This window comes from Citrobacter sp. Cpo071, from assembly GCF_030332765.1.
In the GTDB taxonomy this organism is placed as follows: Bacteria; Pseudomonadota; Gammaproteobacteria; order Enterobacterales; family Enterobacteriaceae; genus Citrobacter; species Citrobacter portucalensis.
On record NZ_JAOWHE010000087.1, the window covers coordinates 160,269 to 180,317 of the forward strand.

The 20,049-nt window shown below is 51.5% G+C and carries 17 protein-coding genes; 9 read left to right on the forward strand and 8 right to left on the reverse strand.

All coding sequences use genetic code 11. The features are described from left to right. Window position 1: 1 nt before the first annotated feature. The 6 genes from OGY09_RS23660 to OGY09_RS23685 all read right to left on the reverse strand — a co-directional run bounded on the left by OGY09_RS23660 (window position 2) and on the right by OGY09_RS23685 (window position 6,644). Entirely contained in the window at window positions 2–331 is a 330-nt protein-coding gene (locus OGY09_RS23660; RefSeq protein WP_003831006.1) for a cytochrome o ubiquinol oxidase subunit IV, read from the reverse strand. After that, window positions 331–945 carry a cytochrome o ubiquinol oxidase subunit III gene (locus tag OGY09_RS23665; protein WP_003831007.1) on the reverse strand — a complete coding sequence of 205 codons (615 nt, stop codon included), beginning with the start codon at window positions 943–945 and terminating at the stop codon, window positions 331–333. Before OGY09_RS23665 ends, OGY09_RS23660 begins: the two co-directional genes overlap by 1 nt. After that, window positions 935–2,926: a cytochrome o ubiquinol oxidase subunit I gene (gene cyoB / locus OGY09_RS23670; RefSeq protein WP_003831008.1), complete on the reverse strand. Its 1,992-nt coding sequence runs from the start codon at window positions 2,924–2,926 to the stop codon at window positions 935–937. Before cyoB ends, OGY09_RS23665 begins: the two co-directional genes overlap by 11 nt. Window positions 2,927–2,945: 19 nt before the next feature. Next, window positions 2,946–3,893 carry a cytochrome o ubiquinol oxidase subunit II gene (cyoA, locus tag OGY09_RS23675; RefSeq protein ID WP_032942534.1) on the reverse strand — a complete coding sequence of 316 codons (948 nt, stop codon included), beginning with the start codon at window positions 3,891–3,893 and terminating at the stop codon, window positions 2,946–2,948. Between the two features lie 652 nt (window positions 3,894–4,545). After that, window positions 4,546–6,021, reverse strand: a complete 1,476-nt coding sequence (gene ampG, locus OGY09_RS23680; RefSeq protein WP_275399119.1) for a muropeptide MFS transporter AmpG — start codon at window positions 6,019–6,021, stop codon at window positions 4,546–4,548. Window positions 6,022–6,065: 44 nt separating this feature from the next. Further along, window positions 6,066–6,644, reverse strand: coding sequence for a lipoprotein (locus tag OGY09_RS23685; RefSeq protein ID WP_032941838.1), 579 nt, complete (start codon window positions 6,642–6,644; stop codon window positions 6,066–6,068). A 306-nt stretch (window positions 6,645–6,950) separates the two neighbouring features. Here OGY09_RS23685 and bolA point away from each other — a divergent pair, with 306 nt between their 5' ends. The 9 genes from bolA (at window position 6,951) to OGY09_RS23730 (ending at window position 17,372) form a co-directional block, all read left to right on the forward strand. Next, a complete protein-coding gene (gene bolA, locus OGY09_RS23690) occupies window positions 6,951–7,268 on the forward strand; it encodes a transcriptional regulator BolA (RefSeq protein ID WP_003021619.1) in 318 nt (105 codons plus the stop codon). A 344-nt stretch (window positions 7,269–7,612) separates the two neighbouring features. After that, complete coding sequence (gene tig, locus OGY09_RS23695) at window positions 7,613–8,911, forward strand: trigger factor (RefSeq protein ID WP_003021622.1); 1,299 nt, start codon at window positions 7,613–7,615, stop codon at window positions 8,909–8,911. A gap of 247 nt (window positions 8,912–9,158) precedes the next feature. Further along, window positions 9,159–9,782, forward strand: a complete 624-nt coding sequence (clpP, locus tag OGY09_RS23700; protein ID WP_003021624.1) for an ATP-dependent Clp endopeptidase proteolytic subunit ClpP — start codon at window positions 9,159–9,161, stop codon at window positions 9,780–9,782. Between the two features lie 126 nt (window positions 9,783–9,908). Further along, window positions 9,909–11,183, forward strand: a complete 1,275-nt coding sequence (gene clpX, locus OGY09_RS23705) for an ATP-dependent protease ATP-binding subunit ClpX (protein ID WP_003831013.1) — start codon at window positions 9,909–9,911, stop codon at window positions 11,181–11,183. Window positions 11,184–11,367: 184 nt separating this feature from the next. Continuing rightward, a complete protein-coding gene (lon, locus tag OGY09_RS23710; protein WP_003831014.1) occupies window positions 11,368–13,722 on the forward strand; it encodes an endopeptidase La in 2,355 nt (784 codons plus the stop codon). A gap of 190 nt (window positions 13,723–13,912) precedes the next feature. Then, window positions 13,913–14,203, forward strand: a complete 291-nt coding sequence (gene hupB / locus OGY09_RS23715) for a nucleoid-associated protein HU-beta (RefSeq protein ID WP_219352570.1) — start codon at window positions 13,913–13,915, stop codon at window positions 14,201–14,203. A 268-nt stretch (window positions 14,204–14,471) separates the two neighbouring features. Continuing rightward, window positions 14,472–16,346, forward strand: coding sequence for a peptidylprolyl isomerase (ppiD, locus tag OGY09_RS23720; RefSeq protein ID WP_032942536.1), 1,875 nt, complete (start codon window positions 14,472–14,474; stop codon window positions 16,344–16,346). A gap of 146 nt (window positions 16,347–16,492) precedes the next feature. Continuing rightward, the gene (locus OGY09_RS23725) at window positions 16,493–16,867 is read left to right on the forward strand and encodes a helix-hairpin-helix domain-containing protein (RefSeq protein WP_032942537.1); all 375 of its coding nucleotides are present in this window, start codon (window positions 16,493–16,495) and stop codon (window positions 16,865–16,867) included. A gap of 106 nt (window positions 16,868–16,973) precedes the next feature. Further along, window positions 16,974–17,372 carry a YbgC/FadM family acyl-CoA thioesterase gene (locus tag OGY09_RS23730; RefSeq protein ID WP_032942538.1) on the forward strand — a complete coding sequence of 133 codons (399 nt, stop codon included), beginning with the start codon at window positions 16,974–16,976 and terminating at the stop codon, window positions 17,370–17,372. A 105-nt stretch (window positions 17,373–17,477) separates the two neighbouring features. On the opposite strand, the gene queC is transcribed toward OGY09_RS23730, so the two are convergent. Together queC and OGY09_RS23740 are read right to left on the reverse strand one after the other, a co-directional pair. Next, complete coding sequence (gene queC, locus OGY09_RS23735) at window positions 17,478–18,173, reverse strand: 7-cyano-7-deazaguanine synthase QueC (protein WP_003021638.1); 696 nt, start codon at window positions 18,171–18,173, stop codon at window positions 17,478–17,480. A gap of 65 nt (window positions 18,174–18,238) precedes the next feature. Beyond that, window positions 18,239–19,939 (reverse strand): SgrR family transcriptional regulator, encoded by a 1,701-nt coding sequence (locus OGY09_RS23740; protein WP_032942539.1) that lies wholly within the window; start codon window positions 19,937–19,939, stop codon window positions 18,239–18,241. Between the last annotated feature and the right edge of the window lie 110 nt (window positions 19,940–20,049).

Here is a 20,049-nt window from a genome sequence, read left to right on the forward strand (position 1 = left end):
CTTAGTGCATCATCATGTTGTAGTTAAGGTTCCACATAATCCAGATGGAGCCCACAACCAGGATGGCGATGATTAGCACAGTAAAGACAAAGGCCGTCATGTTCCAACCCTCATCAGATTTGCTATTCATGTGCAGGAAGCACACCAGGTGCACCAGAATCTGTACCACTGCCATTGCCAGAATAGTTCCCAGAATGACGGCCGGTGAGGCAGAACCTGTCATCACCATCCAGAACGGAATGACCGTCAGGATGATCGACAGGATAAAACCTGTCATGTAGGTTTTTACGCTGCCATGGGATGCGCCGCCGCTCTCGTTAGAATGACTCATTACATCGCCCCCATCAGATAAACAACAGTGAACACACAGATCCACACCACATCCAGGAAGTGCCAGAACAGGCTCAGGCACATGATGCGGGTACGGTTAGTACTGGTCAGACCGCGACGAGCAACTTGCACCATCAGCACCGCCATCCAGATAAGACCGGAGGTGACGTGCAGACCGTGCGTACCGACCAGCGCGAAGAACGCAGACAGGAAGCCGCTGCGATCCGGGCCCATACCGTTAACAATCAGGTGATGGAATTCATAGAGTTCCATCCCGATGAATCCGGCACCGAACAAGAAGGTCAACGCCAGCCAGGAGATAACCTGGCTCTTGTTGTTCTTGTACATGGCAATCGCTGCCATGCCGTAAGTAATGGAGCTGAATAACAGCAGGAATGTTTCAACCAGAACGAACGGCAGTTCAAAAATGTCCTTACCTGTCGGGCCACCTGCGGTGCCGTTCACCAGAACGGCATAGGTTGCAAACAGAATAGAGAACAGAATGCAGTCGCTCATCAGGTAGACCCAGAATCCGAAGATCTTGGTCTGGCCTGCATCGTGGTGCCCGTGTTCGTGCGCGTGGGCAGTCGCGTGCGTTAAAGTATCAGTTGCCATTTTTCAGCCCTGCCTTAGTAATCTCATCGAAATGCTGGTTTTCCAGTTTTTCGACTTCCGGGACCGGCACGTAGTAATCCACGTCTTCATCAAAGCTTTTCACAATCCAGCTGATGATCATGCCTGCGAAGCTTGCAATCGCCAGCCACCAGATATGCCAGATCATGGCGAAACCAAACAGTGTTGCGAAGGCGGTAATGACGATACCGGCACCGCTGTTCTTCGGCATATGAATTTCTTCATAGTGCGCAGGCTGCTTGTACGCTTCACCTTTTTCTTTCATTTCCCAGAAGGCATCACGCTCGTGAACGTGCGGCACAACGGCAAAGTTATAGAACGGAGGCGGGGAAGAGGTTGCCCACTCCAGCGTACGACCACCCCATGGGTCACCGGTCAGGTCACGGTTCTGCTCGCGGTCGCGAATAGAAACGAAGATCTGAATCAGCTGGCACAGGATACCCAGTGCAATCAGCGCGGCGCCGCAGGCGGCAACGACCAGCATCGGATGGAACTGTGGATCAATCTGCTGGCTGAGGCGACGGGTCATACCCATGAAGCCCAGCACGTACAGTGGCATAAATGCTACGAAGAAGCCGATGATCCAGAACCAGAATGCGCGTTTACCCCAGGTTTCGTTCAGCGTGAAGCCAAACGCTTTTGGCCACCAGTAGGTCATACCAGCGAAGCATCCAAATACGACGCCGCCGATGATAACGTTATGGAAGTGCGCAATCAGGAACAGACTGTTGTGCAGAACGAAGTCCGCACCCGGCACCGCCAGCAGTACACCGGTCATGCCGCCGACTGAGAAGGTGACGATAAAGCCAATCGTCCACAGCATTGCTGAGTGGAATACGATACGGCCCTGATACATGGTGAACAGCCAGTTGAAGATCTTCACCCCGGTCGGGATGGCGATAATCATGGTGGTGATACCGAAGAAGGCGTTTACGTTAGCGCCTGCACCCATGGTGAAGAAGTGGTGCAGCCAAACAACGAACGACAGAACGGTGATACACACGGTTGCCCACACCAGCGAGGTGTAACCAAACAGACGTTTACGTGAGAAGGTTGCCGCGATTTCGGAGAACACACCGAAGACTGGCAGAACCAGAATGTACACTTCCGGATGGCCCCAGGCCCAAATCAGGTTGATGTACATCATCATGTTGCCGCCCATATCGTTGGTAAAGAAATGGGTGCCCAGATAGCGATCCAGGGTCAGCAACGCGACGGTAACCGTCAGGATTGGGAAAGAAGCGATAATCAGGATGTTTGCACACAGAGATGCCCAGCTAAACACTGGCATCTTGAACATGGTCATTCCTGGTGCACGCATCTTAATGATGGTCACAAAGAAGTTGATACCGGTCAGAGTTGTACCAATACCGGACAACTGGACTGCCCATATCCAATAGTCGACCCCGACGCTTGGACTGTACTCTATTCCCGAAAGTGGCGGATACGCCAGCCAACCGGTCTGCGCGAATTCACCCACGCCCAGAGAAAGGTTAACCAGGATTACGCCGACAACGGTGAACCAGAAGCTCAGGTTGTTCAGGAACGGGAATGCAACGTCACGTGCGCCGATCTGCAGCGGAACCACCAGGTTCATCAGACCGATAACAAATGGCATTGCCACGAAGAAGATCATAATCACGCCGTGAGCCGTGAAGATCTGGTCGTAGTGGTGAGGTGGCAGGAAGCCCGCTTCACCTGCAGAAGCCAGCGCTTGCTGACTACGCATCATGATGGCGTCGGCAAAGCCACGAATCAACATGACGATTGCGACGATGACATACATGATGCCAAGGCGTTTGTGGTCAACAGAAGTCAGCCACTCTTTCCACAGGTAGGTCCACTTACCGAAGTAAGTGATAAGGCCCAGTAAGGCCGCACCACCGATGATAATGGCAGCAATCGTAACCATGACAATAGGTTCATGGAACGGAACTGCATCCAGCGTCAATTTTCCGAACATCGTATTCTTCCTCGGCCCCTTAGTGAGCGGATTCCGCGTGGCTCATGTCCATGCCTTCCATTCCTTCGTGTGCGCTGTGCTCACCTTCGGGTTGGGTCATGTCCATGCTCTTACCGTGAGCCATAAATTTGTTAATAACGTCTTTAAACAAATCCGGTTTCACGTTGGAGAAGTATTCCACCTGGTTGTATTCGCTTGGCGCAGCCACTTTCTCGAACGCTGCCATGTCGCTCATGGTGTTCGTGGACTGTTTAGCTTTAGCAACCCATTGGTCGAATTCGGCGCGGTCCTTTGTTGCGATAGCCTTGAACTTCATACCGGAGAAGCCTGGTCCGCTATAACTTGCGGAGATACCATCATAAGTACCGACTTCGTTGGCGATCAGATGCAGTCGAGTCTGCATACCTGCCATGGCATAAATCTGGCTACCCAGACGCGGGATAAAGAAGGAGTTCATCACGGAGTTGGAAGTCACTTTGAATTCAACCGGAGTATTCGCCGGGAAGGCGATTTCATTCACGGTAGCGATACCCTGTTCCGGATAGATGAAGAACCATTTCCAGTCCATGGAAACCACTTCGATGGTAATGGGCTTCTCGTCATGCGCCAGCGGTTTGCTTGGCTCAAGAGCGTGAGTGGTTTTCCAGGTCAGAACGGCAAGGAAAATGATGATTAAGATCGGCACCGTCCAGACCACAGCTTCCACTTTATTGGAGTGTGACCAGTTCGGGCTGTACTTCGCATCTTTATTGCTTGCACGATACTTCCAGGCAAAACCAACAGCCATCAAGATGGCGGGAATAACGACAATCAACATCAGGCCAAATGCCGTCAGTATCAATGACCGTTGTTCCAGTCCAATCTGTCCTTTAGGGTCAAGCAGCGCAGAATTACAGCCACTGAGTAATGCAGTGCCTGCAATTAATGACAACCATCCCAAACTTTTATTGTATTTCCTGAGTCTCATTTAACGACCTCAATTCCACGGGACCGGGTGGCGTTTAAAGTGTGAGGGCATTTTACGGGAAGGTTACATTACTGTAAACATCTCTAGATCTGTGTTACTGGGTTCTGCCGTGCATGTCACATATGTTGCAATATATGTCGCTTTGGCTTTAAGAACCTGTTGCAACATCACGTTATAACGAAAGCGGGCAGGTGGGGGGCGTACTGAGGGCAATTGGTATAACCAATACGAAAATAAAACAATTGCTTAACAATTGATTATCAATAAACGGACAATTGAGGAACAAAAAATAAATCTTTCGTGGCTGAATCGAGTAAGGAAAATAGTATATATAAAAGGCGTCAATAATTTCCAAATTCTTTGGCGCACAAAATAACAAATATTATTTTTAGCAGTTGTTGCTTATTTCGCCGTTATAATTACGCAGGGTGATTACAACGACCAAATATGCTCGTCATACTTCAAGCTACGGGTGTGTTGGCTTTCCTCGCTCGCCCCAGTCACTTACTTATGTAAGCTCCTGGGGATTTGCTGCGTCGCCGCGTGATTCGGCCTCTCGGCCTCTCCCCTACGGGGCCAGCGCAAGCGCTGTTCAAAACGCTCACGCCTTTTGTCCCGTAACTCGAATTATTTAGAGCATAAATATGCAACATCATGCCAGACGGGTTTTGCGCAATGCCAGATAATCAAGCAATCCACCAAAAACGACCCCGCAGACAGCGACCACCACTGAGACTTCAAGCAGTTCCGGCAGGAAGGAGAAGTTGGTGTAATCCATCGCGTTCATGGTTAACAGCAGCAGCCAAACCAGCAGCAGGCAGCAGCCCACTACCAACGTCATTAATGCCAGACTGTATGCTCCACGAAATTCCGTACGCGGAATAAAGCTTTCATTTTGCCAGCTATGTTCCAGGGTCTGGCGACATACCAGCAGCAGTATCAGGCCGGGGATCGCGGCAAATACGGAGAACAGATAAAACGTCGGCCAGCCGTGTGCTTCGACAAACCAACCCGCTACCGGGCCAACGTAAACGCGACCAACGGCTGAAAGCGCGGAGAGCAGGGCGAACTGGGTCGCTGAGAAGGACTTATTGCACAGCGTCATTAATAAAGCGACAAATGCCGCCGTGCCCATTCCGCCGCACAGGTTTTCAAAGAAGACGGCCGCCGCCATGCTGAACATGTGTTTGTCAGTGATGGACAGTAGCCAGTAGCCCGCATTCGACGCCCCTTGCAGGATGCCGAAAATAAGCAATGCGCGGAACAGAGAAAGGCGCTGCATCAGGCTCCCACCGTACAGCGCGCCAACAATGGTGGCCAGTAGCCCCAGTGTCTTATTCACCACGCCAACTTCACCCGCATCAAACCCAACGCCGCGGATTAAAAAGGTGGTGGTCAGGCTCATGGCGAAAGCATCCCCGAGCTTATACAGCACAATAAGCAGCAGAATCAGCCATGCGTTGTTACGACCAAAGAAGTCTCGCAGCGGAGCCGCAACCGCCTGTTCCAGCGTTTTAGGCACTGGAATGGTGTCAGTCGGTTCAGGTGCTAACAGGGTGGCGATGATACAGGGAATCAACAGCGCAGCCATCAGCCAGTACATCCCTTGCCAGCCCAGCCAGCGATCGGCCATCCACAAGGCCAATCCGCCTGAAACCAGCATCCCTAGTCGATAGCCCAGCACGCTGATAGCTGCGCCGGTGCCGCGGTCTTCTGCGGGCAATACGTCGGTTTTCCAGGCATCAAAGACGATATCCTGCGATGCCGAGCAAAAAGCGATCACTACTGCGAGTGCGGCCATCCAGCGTAACTGTGTGCCAGGCTCCAGAAAGCCCATCGCGACGATAGAAATTAACAACAGCACCTGGGTCGCCAGCAGCCAGCCGCGACGTCGACCTAAAAACGGTGGCGTGTAACGGTCCATCAACGGGGACCAGAGAAATTTAAATACATAGGCCTGACCGACCAGGGAAAAGAAACCGATGGTTTTAAGATCGATATTCTCGACGGTCATCCACGCCTGAAGCGTACCGGAGGTGAGTGCGAGCGGTAAACCGGAGGCGAACCCCAGAATGAGCAGGATAGCTGAACGTGGTTGCTGAAAAATACGTAAGTATTGACTGGACATGGGCTTCTATAGGCCCGACGAACGCCGGGCCATATGGGCAGAAATTAACGAGCGTTCTGCTTGATGAAATCGTGAACGCTGGTGTCCTGAGACATATCAGCGATGGTGTCGGTCAGTACGCTGTTAACGGCGTTAGCGATATTTTTGTTAGAGGCCTGCAGGGCACCTTCAACAGAATAGCTTGCGCGGTAGTTTTTGGTCATCTTGTTGCCATTAGCGGCGGTCGCGATGATGGCGATGTCTGCTTTGGTGGCGATGTTATAGCGCACGCTACCCTGAGACACGTCAGCATACAGCTGGTTAACAATGATTTGCAGGTTGACTGCACCGTTTGGTCCAATCATATAACCACGTGCTGTCATCTGTTTTTCCAGTACTTCTTGCAACAGGAAACGCAGGTCGCGGGACGCGGTCAGGGTCACCAACTGGTTGTCGCGGGTGACTTTTGCCAGCGCTTGATCCTGGCGCTGGTCGGCTCCGTTGATGCTAACGGTCACGCCCATCAGGCTCGGGTCCTGCTGTGGCAGGGTAATTTTCGGGGAGACTTCAATAGTGGTCGGCGGTGTTGCGCATCCAGCTAACATAAACAGCGCGACAAACGGGACGAGGATTTTTTTAAACATGCCAGGGCTCTCAGCGAATCTAAATTGTATGGTTAGAGAAAATTCCCGCCATCATAACATCGCCAACGATGAGGGGAAGTGGGTAACGCATGTAAATTCATTGTGTTGTCCGTTTTATGACTTTGTGGAGACTATAAACGGACTTTTTGCAATAAATTGGAGTGAGGAATCAGTGAACTTCATCCGTTTGAATGAGAAAATCAGACAAGCGCTAATTTTTTGTTGCTAAGGTGTAATGAAAACGGTAAAAGCGGCTAGTATTTAAAGGGATGGGTGACATCTCAGCGTTGTCGGAGGAAAAATTTCATGATGATTCGTGAGCAAATAGAAGAAAAATTAAGGGCAGCGTTCGAACCCGTGTTCCTCGAAGTTGTGGATGAAAGCTATCGTCACAATGTCCCGGCTGGTTCTGAAAGCCACTTTAAGGTTGTACTGGTTAGCGATCGCTTTACAGGTGAACGTTTTCTTAATCGTCATCGGATGATTTACAGCACGTTAACGGCGGAGCTTTCCACAACCGTTCATGCGCTTGCCCTGCATACCTACACTATTAAGGAGTGGGAAGCGTTGCAGGATACGATTTTTGCATCGCCTCCGTGTCGTGGGGCGGGAAGCATCGCGTAAAAACGGATTTGCAACAACCGACGCTTTTCCAGTATGTTGCTACAGATTATGTGAAAACGGCCTGCGGGCCGTTTTGTTTTGTCTGAATTCTGGGGCAGTCGTACAGTATTCAGACAAAAATTAGCCGGGAATTGTGAAAAAAGCCGCAGCAACGCGCGATAACCGTTCTCGACTCATAAAAGTGATGCCGCTATAATGCGCGTCTTATTTTTCGGAATGTCTTCGGGATGATTCTGACGACAGGGAATGTGATTGCTTATGAGAACATCCCAGTTCCGCGAAGCCAACAACCTGTGCTTGCGGAGAAGAGTTGACCGAGCACTGTGATTTTTTGAGGTAACAAGATGCAAGTTTCAGTTGAAACCACTCAAGGCCTTGGCCGCCGTGTAACGATTACTATCGCTGCTGACAGCATCGAGACCGCTGTGAAAAGCGAGCTGGTCAACGTAGCGAAGAAAGTGCGTATTGACGGTTTCCGCAAAGGAAAAGTACCGATGAATGTTGTTGCTCAGCGTTATGGCGCGTCTGTTCGCCAGGACGTTCTGGGTGACCTGATGAGCCGCAACTTCGTTGACGCGATCATCAAAGAAAAAATCAATCCGGCTGGCGCACCGAACTACGTTCCGGGCGAATACAAACTGGGTGAAGATTTTACTTACGCGGTAGAGTTTGAAGTTTACCCGGAAGTTGAGCTGACTGGCCTGGAAGCAATCGAAGTTGAAAAACCGGTTGTTGAAGTTACCGACGCTGACGTTGACGTAATGCTGGACACCCTGCGCAAGCAGCAGGCTACCTGGAAAGACAAAGACGGCGCTGCTGATGCAGAAGACCGTGTAACCATCGACTTCACCGGTTCTGTAGACGGCGAAGAGTTCGAAGGCGGCAAAGCGTCTGACTTCGTACTGGCGATGGGCCAGGGTCGTATGATCCCGGGCTTTGAAGAAGGCGTTAAAGGCCACAAAGCTGGCGAAGAGTTCACTATCGACGTGACCTTCCCGGAAGAATACCACGCTGAAAACCTGAAAGGTAAAGCTGCGAAGTTCGTTATCAACCTGAAGAAAGTTGAAGAACGCGAACTGCCAGAACTGACTGAAGAATTCATCAAACGTTTCGGCGTTGAAGATGGTTCCGTAGCAGGTCTGCGCGCTGAAGTCCGTAAAAACATGGAACGCGAGCTGAAAGGCGCTGTGCGTAACCGCGTTAAGTCTCAGGCGATCGAAGGTCTGGTAAAAGCTAACGACATCGACGTTCCGGCTGCTCTGATCGACAGCGAAATCGACGTTCTGCGTCGTCAGGCTGCACAGCGTTTCGGCGGCAACGAGAAACAAGCTCTGGAACTGCCGCGTGAACTGTTCGAAGAACAGGCTAAGCGTCGCGTAGTTGTTGGTCTGCTGCTGGGCGAAGTGATTCGTACCAACGAACTGAAAGCTGACGAAGATCGCGTTAAAGGCCTGATCGAAGAGATGGCTTCTGCTTACGAAGATCCGAAAGAAGTTGTTGAGTTCTACAGCAAAAACAAAGAGCTGATGGACAACATGCGTAACGTCGCTCTGGAAGAGCAGGCTGTTGAAGCCGTTCTGGCGAAAGCGAAAGTGACTGAAAAAGCCACTTCCTTCAACGAACTGATGAACCAGCAGGCGTAATTCGTCGCTTTTTTAGCTCGAATTTCGTACGCAAGCCCGTCACCTTTTGGTGGCGGGTTTTTTTTTGTCACGCATTTTGCATGGGAAGAGTGCGAAAACAGCGTTTCAGTGTTAGCGTTACAACAAAAGATTGTTATGCTTGAATTATGGCGATGTCGTACCCATTACTGAGGGACTAGCTGATAATCCGTCCATAAGGTTACAATCAGCACAGCAGGTTTTTTCAAATTTTATCCAGGAGACGGAAATGTCATACAGCGGCGAACGAGATAACTTTGCACCCCATATGGCGCTGGTGCCGATGGTCATTGAACAGACCTCACGTGGTGAGCGCTCTTTTGATATCTATTCTCGTCTACTTAAGGAACGCGTCATTTTTCTGACCGGCCAGGTCGAAGACCATATGGCTAACCTGATCGTGGCGCAGATGCTGTTCCTGGAAGCAGAAAACCCAGAAAAAGATATCTACCTGTACATCAACTCCCCTGGTGGAGTGATCACTGCCGGGATGTCTATCTATGACACCATGCAGTTTATTAAGCCGGACGTCAGCACCATTTGTATGGGCCAGGCGGCCTCAATGGGTGCGTTCCTGCTGACCGCCGGGGCGAAAGGCAAACGTTTTTGCCTGCCTAACTCTCGCGTCATGATCCACCAGCCTCTGGGCGGTTACCAGGGCCAGGCAACGGATATTGAAATTCATGCCCGTGAAATCCTGAAGGTAAAAGGGCGCATGAACGAACTTATGGCGCATCATACGGGTCAATCTCTTGAGCAGATTGAACGTGATACCGAGCGCGATCGCTTCCTCTCCGCTTCTGAAGCGGTAGAGTACGGTCTGGTCGACTCGATTTTGACCCATCGTAATTAATGCCCAGTGCGCAGGTGTGCCGCTATAATTACCTGGAGCGGCACAACGCTGACTAGCGTCTTGCGCCTGAGAATGGCATTTGCGTCGTCGTGTGCGGCACAAAGAACAAAGAAGAGGTTTTGACCCATGACAGATAAACGCAAAGATGGCTCGGGCAAATTGTTGTACTGCTCTTTTTGCGGCAAAAGCCAGCATGAAGTGCGTAAGCTGATTGCCGGTCCATCCGTGTATATCTGCGACGAATGTGTTGATTTATGCAACGACATCATTCGCGAAGAGATTAAGGAAGTAGCACCGCACCGTGAACGCAGTGCGCTGCCGACGCCACATGAAATTCGCAACCACCTGGACGATTACGTTATCGGTCAGGAGCAGGCGAAGAAAGTGCTGGCGGTCGCGGTATACAACCATTACAAACGTCTGCGCAACGGCGATACCAGCAATGGCGTCGAGTTGGGCAAAAGTAACATCCTGCTGATTGGCCCGACGGGTTCCGGTAAAACGCTGCTGGCTGAAACGCTGGCGCGCCTGCTGGACGTTCCGTTCACCATGGCTGATGCCACCACGCTGACCGAAGCCGGTTATGTGGGTGAAGATGTTGAAAATATTATTCAGAAACTGTTGCAGAAGTGCGATTACGACGTGCAGAAAGCACAGCGTGGGATCGTCTATATCGATGAGATCGACAAGATTTCTCGTAAGTCTGATAATCCATCTATTACCCGTGACGTTTCCGGCGAAGGCGTACAGCAGGCGCTGTTGAAACTGATCGAAGGGACGGTTGCTGCCGTTCCGCCGCAGGGTGGTCGTAAACATCCTCAGCAGGAATTCCTGCAGGTTGATACCTCCAAGATCCTGTTTATCTGCGGTGGTGCCTTTGCAGGTCTGGATAAAGTGATTGCTAACCGTGTTGAAACCGGCTCCGGCATTGGTTTTGGCGCAACGGTAAAAGCACAGTCTGATAAAGCCAGCGAAGGTGAACTGCTGTCGCAGGTCGAACCGGAAGATCTGATCAAATTTGGTCTGATCCCTGAGTTCATCGGTCGTCTGCCGGTTGTGGCAACGCTGAGCGAGCTGAGCGAAGAAGCGTTGATCCAGATCCTCAAAGAGCCGAAAAACGCCCTGACCAAGCAGTACCAGGCGCTGTTCAATCTTGAAGGTGTCGATCTGGAATTCCGTGAGGAAGCGCTGGATGCGATCGCTAAGAAAGCGATGGCGCGTAAAACCGGTGCTCGTGGTCTGCGTTCTATCGTCGAAGCCGCGCTGCTCGACACCATGTACGATCTGCCTTCTATGGAAGACGTCGAAAAAGTGGTGATCGATGAGTCGGTGATTGGCGGTCAGAGCAAGCCATTGCTGATTTACGGTAAGCCGGAAGCGCAGCAGGCATCTGGCGAATAATTCATCAATTCATACAGACATTTAATTAAAAAGGGGGGATTTTATCTCCCCTTTTATTTTTCCGTAAACATGGCGTTGAATGTGTGGGAAACATCCCCATATACTGACATACATGTTAAAGGTGGTGTGAAGCACAGTCGTACCACCTGATTACCTGGCGGAAACTAAACTAAGAGAGAGCTCTATGAATCCTGAGCGTTCTGAACGCATTGAAATCCCCGTATTGCCGTTGCGCGATGTGGTGGTTTATCCGCACATGGTCATACCCTTATTTGTAGGGCGGGAAAAATCTATCCGTTGTCTGGAAGCGGCTATGGACCATGATAAAAAAATCATGCTGGTCGCACAGAAAGAAGCGTCAACGGATGAGCCGGGTGTAAACGATCTTTTCACCGTCGGGACCGTGGCCTCTATTTTGCAGATGCTGAAACTGCCTGACGGCACCGTAAAAGTGCTGGTCGAGGGGTTACAGCGTGCGCGTATTTCTGCGCTGTCTGACAACGGCGAGCATTTCTCTGCGAAAGCAGAGTACCTTGACTCGCCTGCTATTGATGAGCGCGAACAGGAAGTGCTGGTGCGTACCGCTATCAGCCAGTTCGAAGGCTATATCAAGCTGAACAAGAAAATCCCACCAGAAGTGCTGACGTCGCTGAACAGCATTGACGATCCTGCACGTCTGGCGGATACCATCGCTGCACACATGCCGCTGAAGCTGGCTGACAAGCAGTCCGTGCTGGAGATGTCCGACGTTAACGAACGTCTGGAATATCTGATGGCGATGATGGAATCTGAAATCGATCTGCTGCAGGTTGAGAAACGCATTCGCAACCGTGTGAAAAAGCAGATGGAAAAATCTCAGCGCGAGTACTATCTGAACGAGCAGATGAAAGCTATTCAGAAAGAACTCGGTGAGATGGACGATGCACCGGACGAAAACGAAGCGTTGAAGCGTAAAATCGACGCGGCGAAAATGCCGAAAGAGGCAAAAGAGAAAGCGGAAGCAGAACTGCAGAAGCTGAAAATGATGTCTCCTATGTCGGCGGAAGCGACCGTGGTGCGTGGCTACATCGACTGGATGGTACAGGTGCCGTGGAATGCGCGTAGCAAGGTCAAAAAAGACCTACGCCAGGCGCAGGAAATCCTCGATACCGACCATTATGGTCTGGAGCGCGTCAAAGACCGTATCCTTGAGTACCTCGCGGTTCAAAGCCGTGTAAATAAAATCAAGGGGCCGATCCTGTGTCTGGTTGGACCGCCGGGGGTAGGTAAAACCTCTCTGGGGCAGTCCATCGCTAAGGCAACTGGGCGTAAATACATCCGTATGGCGCTGGGCGGCGTGCGTGATGAAGCCGAAATTCGTGGTCACCGCCGGACCTATATCGGTTCTATGCCGGGTAAACTGATCCAGAAAATGGCCAAAGTGGGCGTTAAAAACCCGCTGTTCCTGCTTGATGAGATCGACAAAATGTCTTCCGACATGCGTGGCGATCCGGCGTCCGCACTGCTTGAGGTGCTGGATCCAGAGCAGAACGTGGCGTTCAGCGATCACTACCTGGAAGTGGACTACGATCTCAGCGACGTAATGTTTGTTGCGACCTCTAACTCCATGAATATTCCGGCACCGTTGCTGGATCGTATGGAAGTGATCCGTCTGTCCGGTTATACCGAAGACGAAAAGCTGAACATTGCCAAACGTCACCTGTTACCGAAACAGATTGAGCGTAATGCACTGAAAAAAGGTGAGCTGACGGTCGACGATAGCGCCATTGTGGGCATTATTCGTTACTACACCCGTGAAGCAGGCGTACGTAGTCTGGAACGTGAAATCTCTAAACTGTGCCGTAAAGCGGTGAAACAGCTGCTGCTGGATAAATCGCTGAAACATATTGAGATCAATGGCGACAACCTGCACGATTATCTGGGTGTACAGCGCTTTGACTATGGCCGCGCGGACAACGAAAACCGCGTTGGTCAGGTGACGGGGCTGGCGTGGACGGAAGTTGGCGGCGATCTGCTGACTATCGAAACCGCCTGCGTACCGGGTAAAGGTAAGTTGACCTACACCGGTTCTCTGGGTGAAGTCATGCAGGAGTCGATTCAGGCTGCGCTGACCGTGGTGCGTGCGCGTGCGGAAAAACTGGGTATTAACCCGGACTTTTACGAAAAACGCGACATCCACGTTCACGTACCTGAAGGGGCGACGCCGAAAGACGGTCCAAGTGCGGGTATTGCTATGTGTACTGCGCTGGTTTCTTGTCTTACCGGTAACCCAGTTCGCGCCGACGTGGCGATGACGGGTGAGATCACTCTGCGTGGTCAGGTTCTGCCTATAGGTGGTTTGAAAGAAAAACTGCTGGCGGCACACCGTGGCGGCATTAAGACGGTCTTAATTCCCGATGAGAACAAACGTGACCTGGAAGAGATTCCGGACAACGTAATTGCCGATCTTAATATTCACCCGGTGAAACGTATTGAGGAAGTTCTGACTCTTGCGTTGCAAAATGAACCCTCTGGAATGCAGGTTGTGACGGCAAAATAGTGACCTCGCGCAAAGAGCATTAATAAAAACAGGGCTGGCAGGCCATTTCGGGCTTGCCAGCCTTTTTTTGTATAGCTAATTTAGATAACGGATTGGGCTTGCCATCATTAACGGGTGTTGTAAGGGCATGGCAGGCCTGATATAACTGCTGCGCGGTCGCACTTTGAAGGATTCAGGTGCGATATAAATTATAAAGAGGAAGAGAAGAGTGAATAAATCTCAACTGATCGACAAAATTGCTGCAGGGGCTGATATCTCTAAAGCTGCGGCTGGACGTGCGTTAGATGCAATTATTGCTTCTGTTACCGAATCTCTGAAAGAAGGTGATGACGTAGCGCTGGTAGGTTTTGGTACTTTTGCCGTTAAAGAGCGTGCTGCCCGTACTGGTCGCAACCCGCAAACAGGTAAAGAGATCACCATCGCCGCGGCTAAAGTACCGGGCTTCCGTGCAGGTAAAGCACTGAAAGACGCGGTAAACTAAGTGATTTCCCCTTTGGGGATGTGACGAAGTACAAGGGCGCATCGACTGATGTGCCTTTTTTATTTGTAATTCCGGTACTTTCTACGCGTTGTGGGCTGACAATTGCCCCTGTTTCTTGTCACAATAGACCTTTGTGCGCAGCGTTCAGGAAACGCTATGCTGCGTGAAGCATATATACTCAAAATCCTTGTTGCCGTTGTTGTCATCAACGCGGGGGCAGCAGAGAGGATAACGCGTATAGTCATCTACAGCGGAGTGTGGTTACACCATGATGGACAGCTTACGCACGGCTGCTAACAGTCTCGTGCTCAAGATTATTTTCGGTATCATTATCGTGTCGTTCATTTTGACCGGCGTGAGTGGTTACCTGATTGGCGGAGGCAATAACTTCGCCGCCAAAGTGAATGGCCAGGAGATCAGCCGCGGGCAGTTCGAGAATGCGTTCAACAGCGAACGTAACCGCATGCAGCAACAGCTGGGCGATCAATACTCCGAGCTGGCCGCGAACGAAGGTTATATGAAAACGCTGCGTCAGCAGGTGCTGAATCGTCTTGTTGACGAAGCACTGCTGGATCAGTATTCCCGCGAGCTTAAGCTCAACATCAGCGACGATCAGGTTAAACAGGCCATTTTCGCCACGCCTGCGTTCCAGGTGGACGGCAAGTTTGATAACAACCGCTACAACGCGATTGTCAATCAAATGGGAATGACTGCAGACCAGTACGCTCAGGCATTACGTAATCAGCTTACGACACAGCAGCTGATTAACGGTGTTGCCGGTACGGACTTCATGCTGAAAGGTGAAACGGACGAACTGGCGGCGCTGGTCGCACAGCAGCGTATCGTGCGCGAGGCGACGATTGACGTTAACGCACTGGCCGCGAAGCAGTCTGTTACCGAGCAGGAAGTTGCCAGCTACTACGAGCAGAATAAAAACAACTTTATGACGCCGGAACAGTTCCGCGTGAGCTACATCAAGCTGGACGCTGCTGCAATGCAGGAGACGGCCAGCGATGCTGATATTCAGTCTTACTATGACCAGCATCAGGATCAGTTCACTCAGCCGCAGCGTAACCGCTACAGCATCATTCAGACCAAAACGGAAGATGAAGCCAAAGCGGTACTGGACGAGCTGAACAAAGGCGGTGATTTTGCTGCGCTGGCGAAAGAAAAATCTGCCGATATCATCTCTGCCCGTAAAGGCGGCGATATGGGATGGCTGGAAGATTCCACCACCCCGGATGAGCTGAAAAATGCTGGTCTGAAAGAAAAAGGCCAACTGTCTGGCGTAATTAAGTCTTCCGTTGGTTTCCTCGTTGCGCGTCTTGACGACGTACAGCCTGCGCAAGTTAAACCGCTGAGCGAAGCCCGTGACGAGATTGCGGCAAAAGTGAAGCAGGAAAAAGCGCTGGATGCGTACTATGCGCTGCAGCAGAAAGTCAGCGACGCGGCCAGCAATGATAACGAATCTCTGGCGGGTGCAGAGCAGGCTGCGGGTATGAAAGCGGTTGAAACGGGCTGGTTTAGCCGTGACAGCCTGCCGGAAGAACTGAATTTCAAACCAGTCGCTGACATCATTTTCAATGGTGGGCTGGTTGGTGAGAACGGTACGCCTGGCAGTAACTCCGATATCATCACCGTGGACGGCGATCGTGCGTTCGTGCTGCGTATTGCAGAGCACAAAGCTGAAGCCGTGAAGCCACTGGCTGAAGTGAAAGAGCAGGTAACTGCGCTCGTTAAGCACAATAAAGCAGAGCAGCAGGCGAAGCTTGATGCCGATAAACTGCTGGCGGATCTGAAAGCCGGTAAAGGCGATGAAGCGGTGAAAGCGGCGGGTCTGAGCTTTGGCGAGGCGAAAACGCTGAGCCGTACGGGTCAGGATCCGCTGAGCCAGGCTGCCTTTGGTCTGAGCCTGCCGGAGAAAGACAAACCGAGCTACGGCGTCGCGAACGACATGCAGGGTAACGTTGTTCTGTTGGCGTTGGACGAGGTGAAAGCTGGTTCTATGCCTGAAGCGCAGAAGAAAGCGATGGTTCAGGGGATCACTCAGAACAACGCGCAGATTGTCTTTGAAGCGCTGATGAGCAACCTGCGTAAAGCCGCAAAAATTAAAATCGGTGATGCGCTGGAACAGCAGCAATAACCGAGGCAGTTCGCAAAAAATTGCAAAAAGTTGTATCTACCAAAGGCCGCTTTCGCGGCCTTTTCCATTTCTGATATTTGCCGTTTGTCTGCCGTTCTGCACCTCGCTATCGTGATTCCACTGTTAACAAACAAGGAGAAAACAGTATGAAACATGGAATCAAAGCTCTGCTTATCACTCTTTCATTGACCTGCACTGGTATGGCCCAAACTGCATTGGCGGCTGAGCCTGTCGTCAAAAGCCAGGCGACTCAAACCAAAGCGGAAAACCCAGGGGCGGCACAAAGCAAAGCCACACAGCCCGCTAAAGCAAGCGACGATGAGGGCACCAGGGTAAGCATCAACAACGCTTCTGCGGAGGATTTAGCGCGAGTTATGAATGGCGTGGGTCTAAAGAAAGCGCAGGCGATTGTGAGCTATCGTGAGGAGTACGGGCCGTTTAAAACGGTGGACGATTTAAAGCAGGTGCCGGGCATGGGCAGTTCACTGGTTGAGCGTAACCTGGCAGTTTTAACACTTTAATAACTTGCAGAGCGCTGAAAGTTTGCCAGACTGTAGAGGTCATACCAGTTATGACCTCTTTACCCAAAAATCTGTTCCTATAAAAACAACGTAAGGCTCCTGCGCTATGCAAACACAAATCAAAGTTCGTGGTTTTCATCTTGATGTCTATCAGCACGTTAACAATGCCCGCTATCTGGAGTTTCTGGAAGAAGCCCGCTGGGATGGTCTGGAAAACAGCGACAGCTTTCAGTGGATGACAGCACACAACATCGCTTTTGTGGTCGTGAATATTAATATCAACTACCGACGACCTGCGGTGCTGAGCGACCTGCTGACTATCACCAGTCAGGTTCAACAGTTAAATGGCAAAAGTGGTGTGTTAAATCAGACCATTATTCTGGAGCCGGAAGGGCAGGTGGTGGCAGACGCGCTGATTACGTTCGTCTGTATTGATTTGAAAACGCAAAAAGCGTTGCCGCTGGAAGGGGAGTTGCGCGAAAAACTGGAGCAGATGGTGCAGTAGTGGCTGCGACTGCCGGAAGGCGACGCTCAAGCGTCTTATCCGGCCTACAAGAGTTGCTGCAACTGCATGTAGGCCGGATAAGCAAAGCGCCATCCGGCAATACAATCATTTTAACCCGGTTTTCTGTTTCATTGCCGCCATTACTGCCGGTTTATCCGCCAGATAATGGTTCAGGCCGTTGGCACGCAGATTACACGCCGCACAATGACCGCAACCGTCACCTTTGATGCCGTTATAGCAGGTCAGCGTTTCTTCGCGTACCAGGTCCAGCTTGCCCCAATAATCGGCCAGTGCCCAGGTTTCGGCTTTATCGATCCACATCAGTGGGGTTTCAAAGCGAATATCTTTCGCCATCCCCAGGCTTACAGCATGGTTCAGGGCTTTAACGAACTCATCGCGACAGTCCGGATAGCCGGAGAAATCGGTCTCACAAACGCCGGTGATGACCGCCTCTGCCTGCACCTGGTAAGCGTAAATTGCTGCCAGCGTTAAGAACAGAATATTGCGTCCTGGCACAAAGGTATTGGGAATGCCATTCGCATCCGGTTCGTAATCGGGTACCGGAATGTTATCGCGGGTCAGGCTGCTGACAGCCAGTTCACTGAGCAATGTGACATCAAGTACTTTGTGCGCGCGCGCGCCAAGTTTTAAGGCCAGGTCACGTGCGACATCAATCTCAGCGCGATGGCGCTGACCATAATCAAAGGTCACGCAGTGCACTTCATCATACTGATGCAGCGCTTGCGCCAGACAAGTCGTGGAGTCCTGACCTCCACTGAATACAACAACAGCACGTTTCATGGCTTTTCCTGACAAAATAACGAAGCCCTTATGGTAGCGCCTGGGCGTGCCGTCGACCAGCTTCTTCACGCGGAAGGAGGTGGCAGCCAGGCTTCGGTAAACTCGAACCAGCCACGAGGATTCAGGCGTACGCCGTTCACGCCCGGTGGCGCGCTGATGCGATAGTGATAATTGAACAGTGGCGTCAGGGTAGCGTCATGCATTAGCGTGGCGAAAACTTGTTGTAAAGCCGCGTGGCGATCGTCCTCATCGGCCTGAATTTGAAGGGCATCCAGGGTCGTTTGCAAATGTGTATATGCTGGCGCATTCAATACATGTGACCAGAGCTGATCGCAGCGCAACCACTGTTCGAGAGTATATTCAGGTGCCTCACCAATCAGCCTGTCGCCCATCATCAGGTCGGCCTGGGCTAAGGGATGATCGCCATCCCAGTTTTTAGCATTATGAAAAATAAGCGTTAATTCACAGCCGAGCAGCGCCAACGCCTGGCGAAGCTGTTCAGCCATAGCGTGAAGTTCTACCGGCAGGTGATAAGCCAGCGTCAGCTTTTCCGGCAGCGCTACCTCGTCGAGTTCATCCCATTGCGGGATAGTCCATCCGGGGAGCAGTGCATTGCTTGGCGTGATCAGATTTTCATCCACTTCAAGCGTTTGTAGCAGGGAAGAACGGTGGATGATATTGATCAGTCTACGGGCCTGCTGCGTATTCAGGCGCGCGCTTTTTCTGAGCGTGAGATAGCAAAAACCAAGACTGATCCCGCTGCTTACCTGGCTTAGCATAGGCAATTCTTCGGGTTTACCAATCGCAATTTGCACCGGATGGCGACAGCTGGTGCCCAAATCCTGGGAGAAGAGCTGCGGGGTTATCCAGTATTCAATGGCTTTTAGCAGCGGATGACTCAGATGGTAGTGATCGTGACTCTCGATACGCACCAGCTCAGGAGTAAACAGCGTCAGCCGGAACGGGCCGGTACCCACAAACGGGTGCTCAGGATGCGCCAGGTGACTGCTGTAGCTTGCCAGACGGTGCGCCAGCCAGAAGTCGGGATGATGCAGAATAAAGGTCAGACACTGGGGATGCGTCACCTCAATGCGCTTTACGCTGATAAACAGCTTATTCAGCGCGGGGAGTTCTAACAGCTTCAGCAACTGCTGATGTAGCTGTGTGCTGCTGACCGCATCGCCGTTATGCCAGTACAGGGTGGAACGAATATAGAAATCCCAGCGCAGGCCGTCAGCGGAGATATTCCAGTGGTGGGCTAAGTCTCCACAGGGACGTTGCGTAGTGCTGTCAAACCGGGTCAGGCCAGAGAAAACTTGTCCAGCGAGGTGTTGCTCCGCGCGACCGGGGAGAAACCCGGGGTGCAAGGGGTCGAGCGGGCGGTAATAGGGTATACGCAGGGTTGGCGTGTCGTTTTGCCACTGACCGCCCATAAACGGTTGTAACAGTGTTCTTAATTCACCCGGTGCCAGCTGAGCCAGTTCCAGTACGCTAAGCTGCTCGCCCTTTTGCAGCGCCTGTTCCATCATGGTGTTGCGCAGTGAATCTGGCGTCACTAAAAACCGCAGCTGCCCGCGTTTCCCGCGCCCCGACTGGGCATGCCACTCCAGCCAGCCTGCATCCTGCGCTTGCTTTAGCAGGGTACGCACATGGCGTTCGCTACAAAAACAGCGTTCGGCCAGTTCCCCGACGGTCACCGACTGCGGTTCGCCGTTCGAGGGCAGCCACAGGCGTTGGTACTGGTTCAGGCGATTAAGCAGACGCATTGATACTTTTTCCTTCAGGATGTTCGTTAACGGTTTATGCGTAGAGAAACCCGGAACAATTCATTTTATCTATTCACTATTACTTCCGTATATCTCAGGTGATACTGGAT

Coding starts and splice junctions, on each gene's coding strand:
- OGY09_RS23665 (WP_003831007.1), bottom strand. CDS start 945: ATGGCAACTGATACTTTAACGCACGCGACTGCCCACGCGCACGAACAC.
- ppiD (WP_032942536.1), top strand. CDS start 14,472: ATGATGGACAGCTTACGCACGGCTGCTAACAGTCTCGTGCTCAAGATT.
- OGY09_RS23740 (WP_032942539.1), bottom strand. CDS start 19,939: ATGCGTCTGCTTAATCGCCTGAACCAGTACCAACGCCTGTGGCTGCCC.
- tig (WP_003021622.1), top strand. CDS start 7,613: ATGCAAGTTTCAGTTGAAACCACTCAAGGCCTTGGCCGCCGTGTAACG.
- OGY09_RS23730 (WP_032942538.1), top strand. CDS start 16,974: ATGCAAACACAAATCAAAGTTCGTGGTTTTCATCTTGATGTCTATCAG.
- queC (WP_003021638.1), bottom strand. CDS start 18,173: ATGAAACGTGCTGTTGTTGTATTCAGTGGAGGTCAGGACTCCACGACT.
- lon (WP_003831014.1), top strand. CDS start 11,368: ATGAATCCTGAGCGTTCTGAACGCATTGAAATCCCCGTATTGCCGTTG.
- clpP (WP_003021624.1), top strand. CDS start 9,159: ATGTCATACAGCGGCGAACGAGATAACTTTGCACCCCATATGGCGCTG.
- OGY09_RS23660 (WP_003831006.1), bottom strand. CDS start 331: ATGAGTCATTCTAACGAGAGCGGCGGCGCATCCCATGGCAGCGTAAAA.
- bolA (WP_003021619.1), top strand. CDS start 6,951: ATGATGATTCGTGAGCAAATAGAAGAAAAATTAAGGGCAGCGTTCGAA.
- clpX (WP_003831013.1), top strand. CDS start 9,909: ATGACAGATAAACGCAAAGATGGCTCGGGCAAATTGTTGTACTGCTCT.
- cyoA (WP_032942534.1), bottom strand. CDS start 3,893: ATGAGACTCAGGAAATACAATAAAAGTTTGGGATGGTTGTCATTAATT.
- OGY09_RS23685 (WP_032941838.1), bottom strand. CDS start 6,644: ATGTTTAAAAAAATCCTCGTCCCGTTTGTCGCGCTGTTTATGTTAGCT.
- OGY09_RS23725 (WP_032942537.1), top strand. CDS start 16,493: ATGAAACATGGAATCAAAGCTCTGCTTATCACTCTTTCATTGACCTGC.
- ampG (WP_275399119.1), bottom strand. CDS start 6,021: ATGTCCAGTCAATACTTACGTATTTTTCAGCAACCACGTTCAGCTATC.
- cyoB (WP_003831008.1), bottom strand. CDS start 2,926: ATGTTCGGAAAATTGACGCTGGATGCAGTTCCGTTCCATGAACCTATT.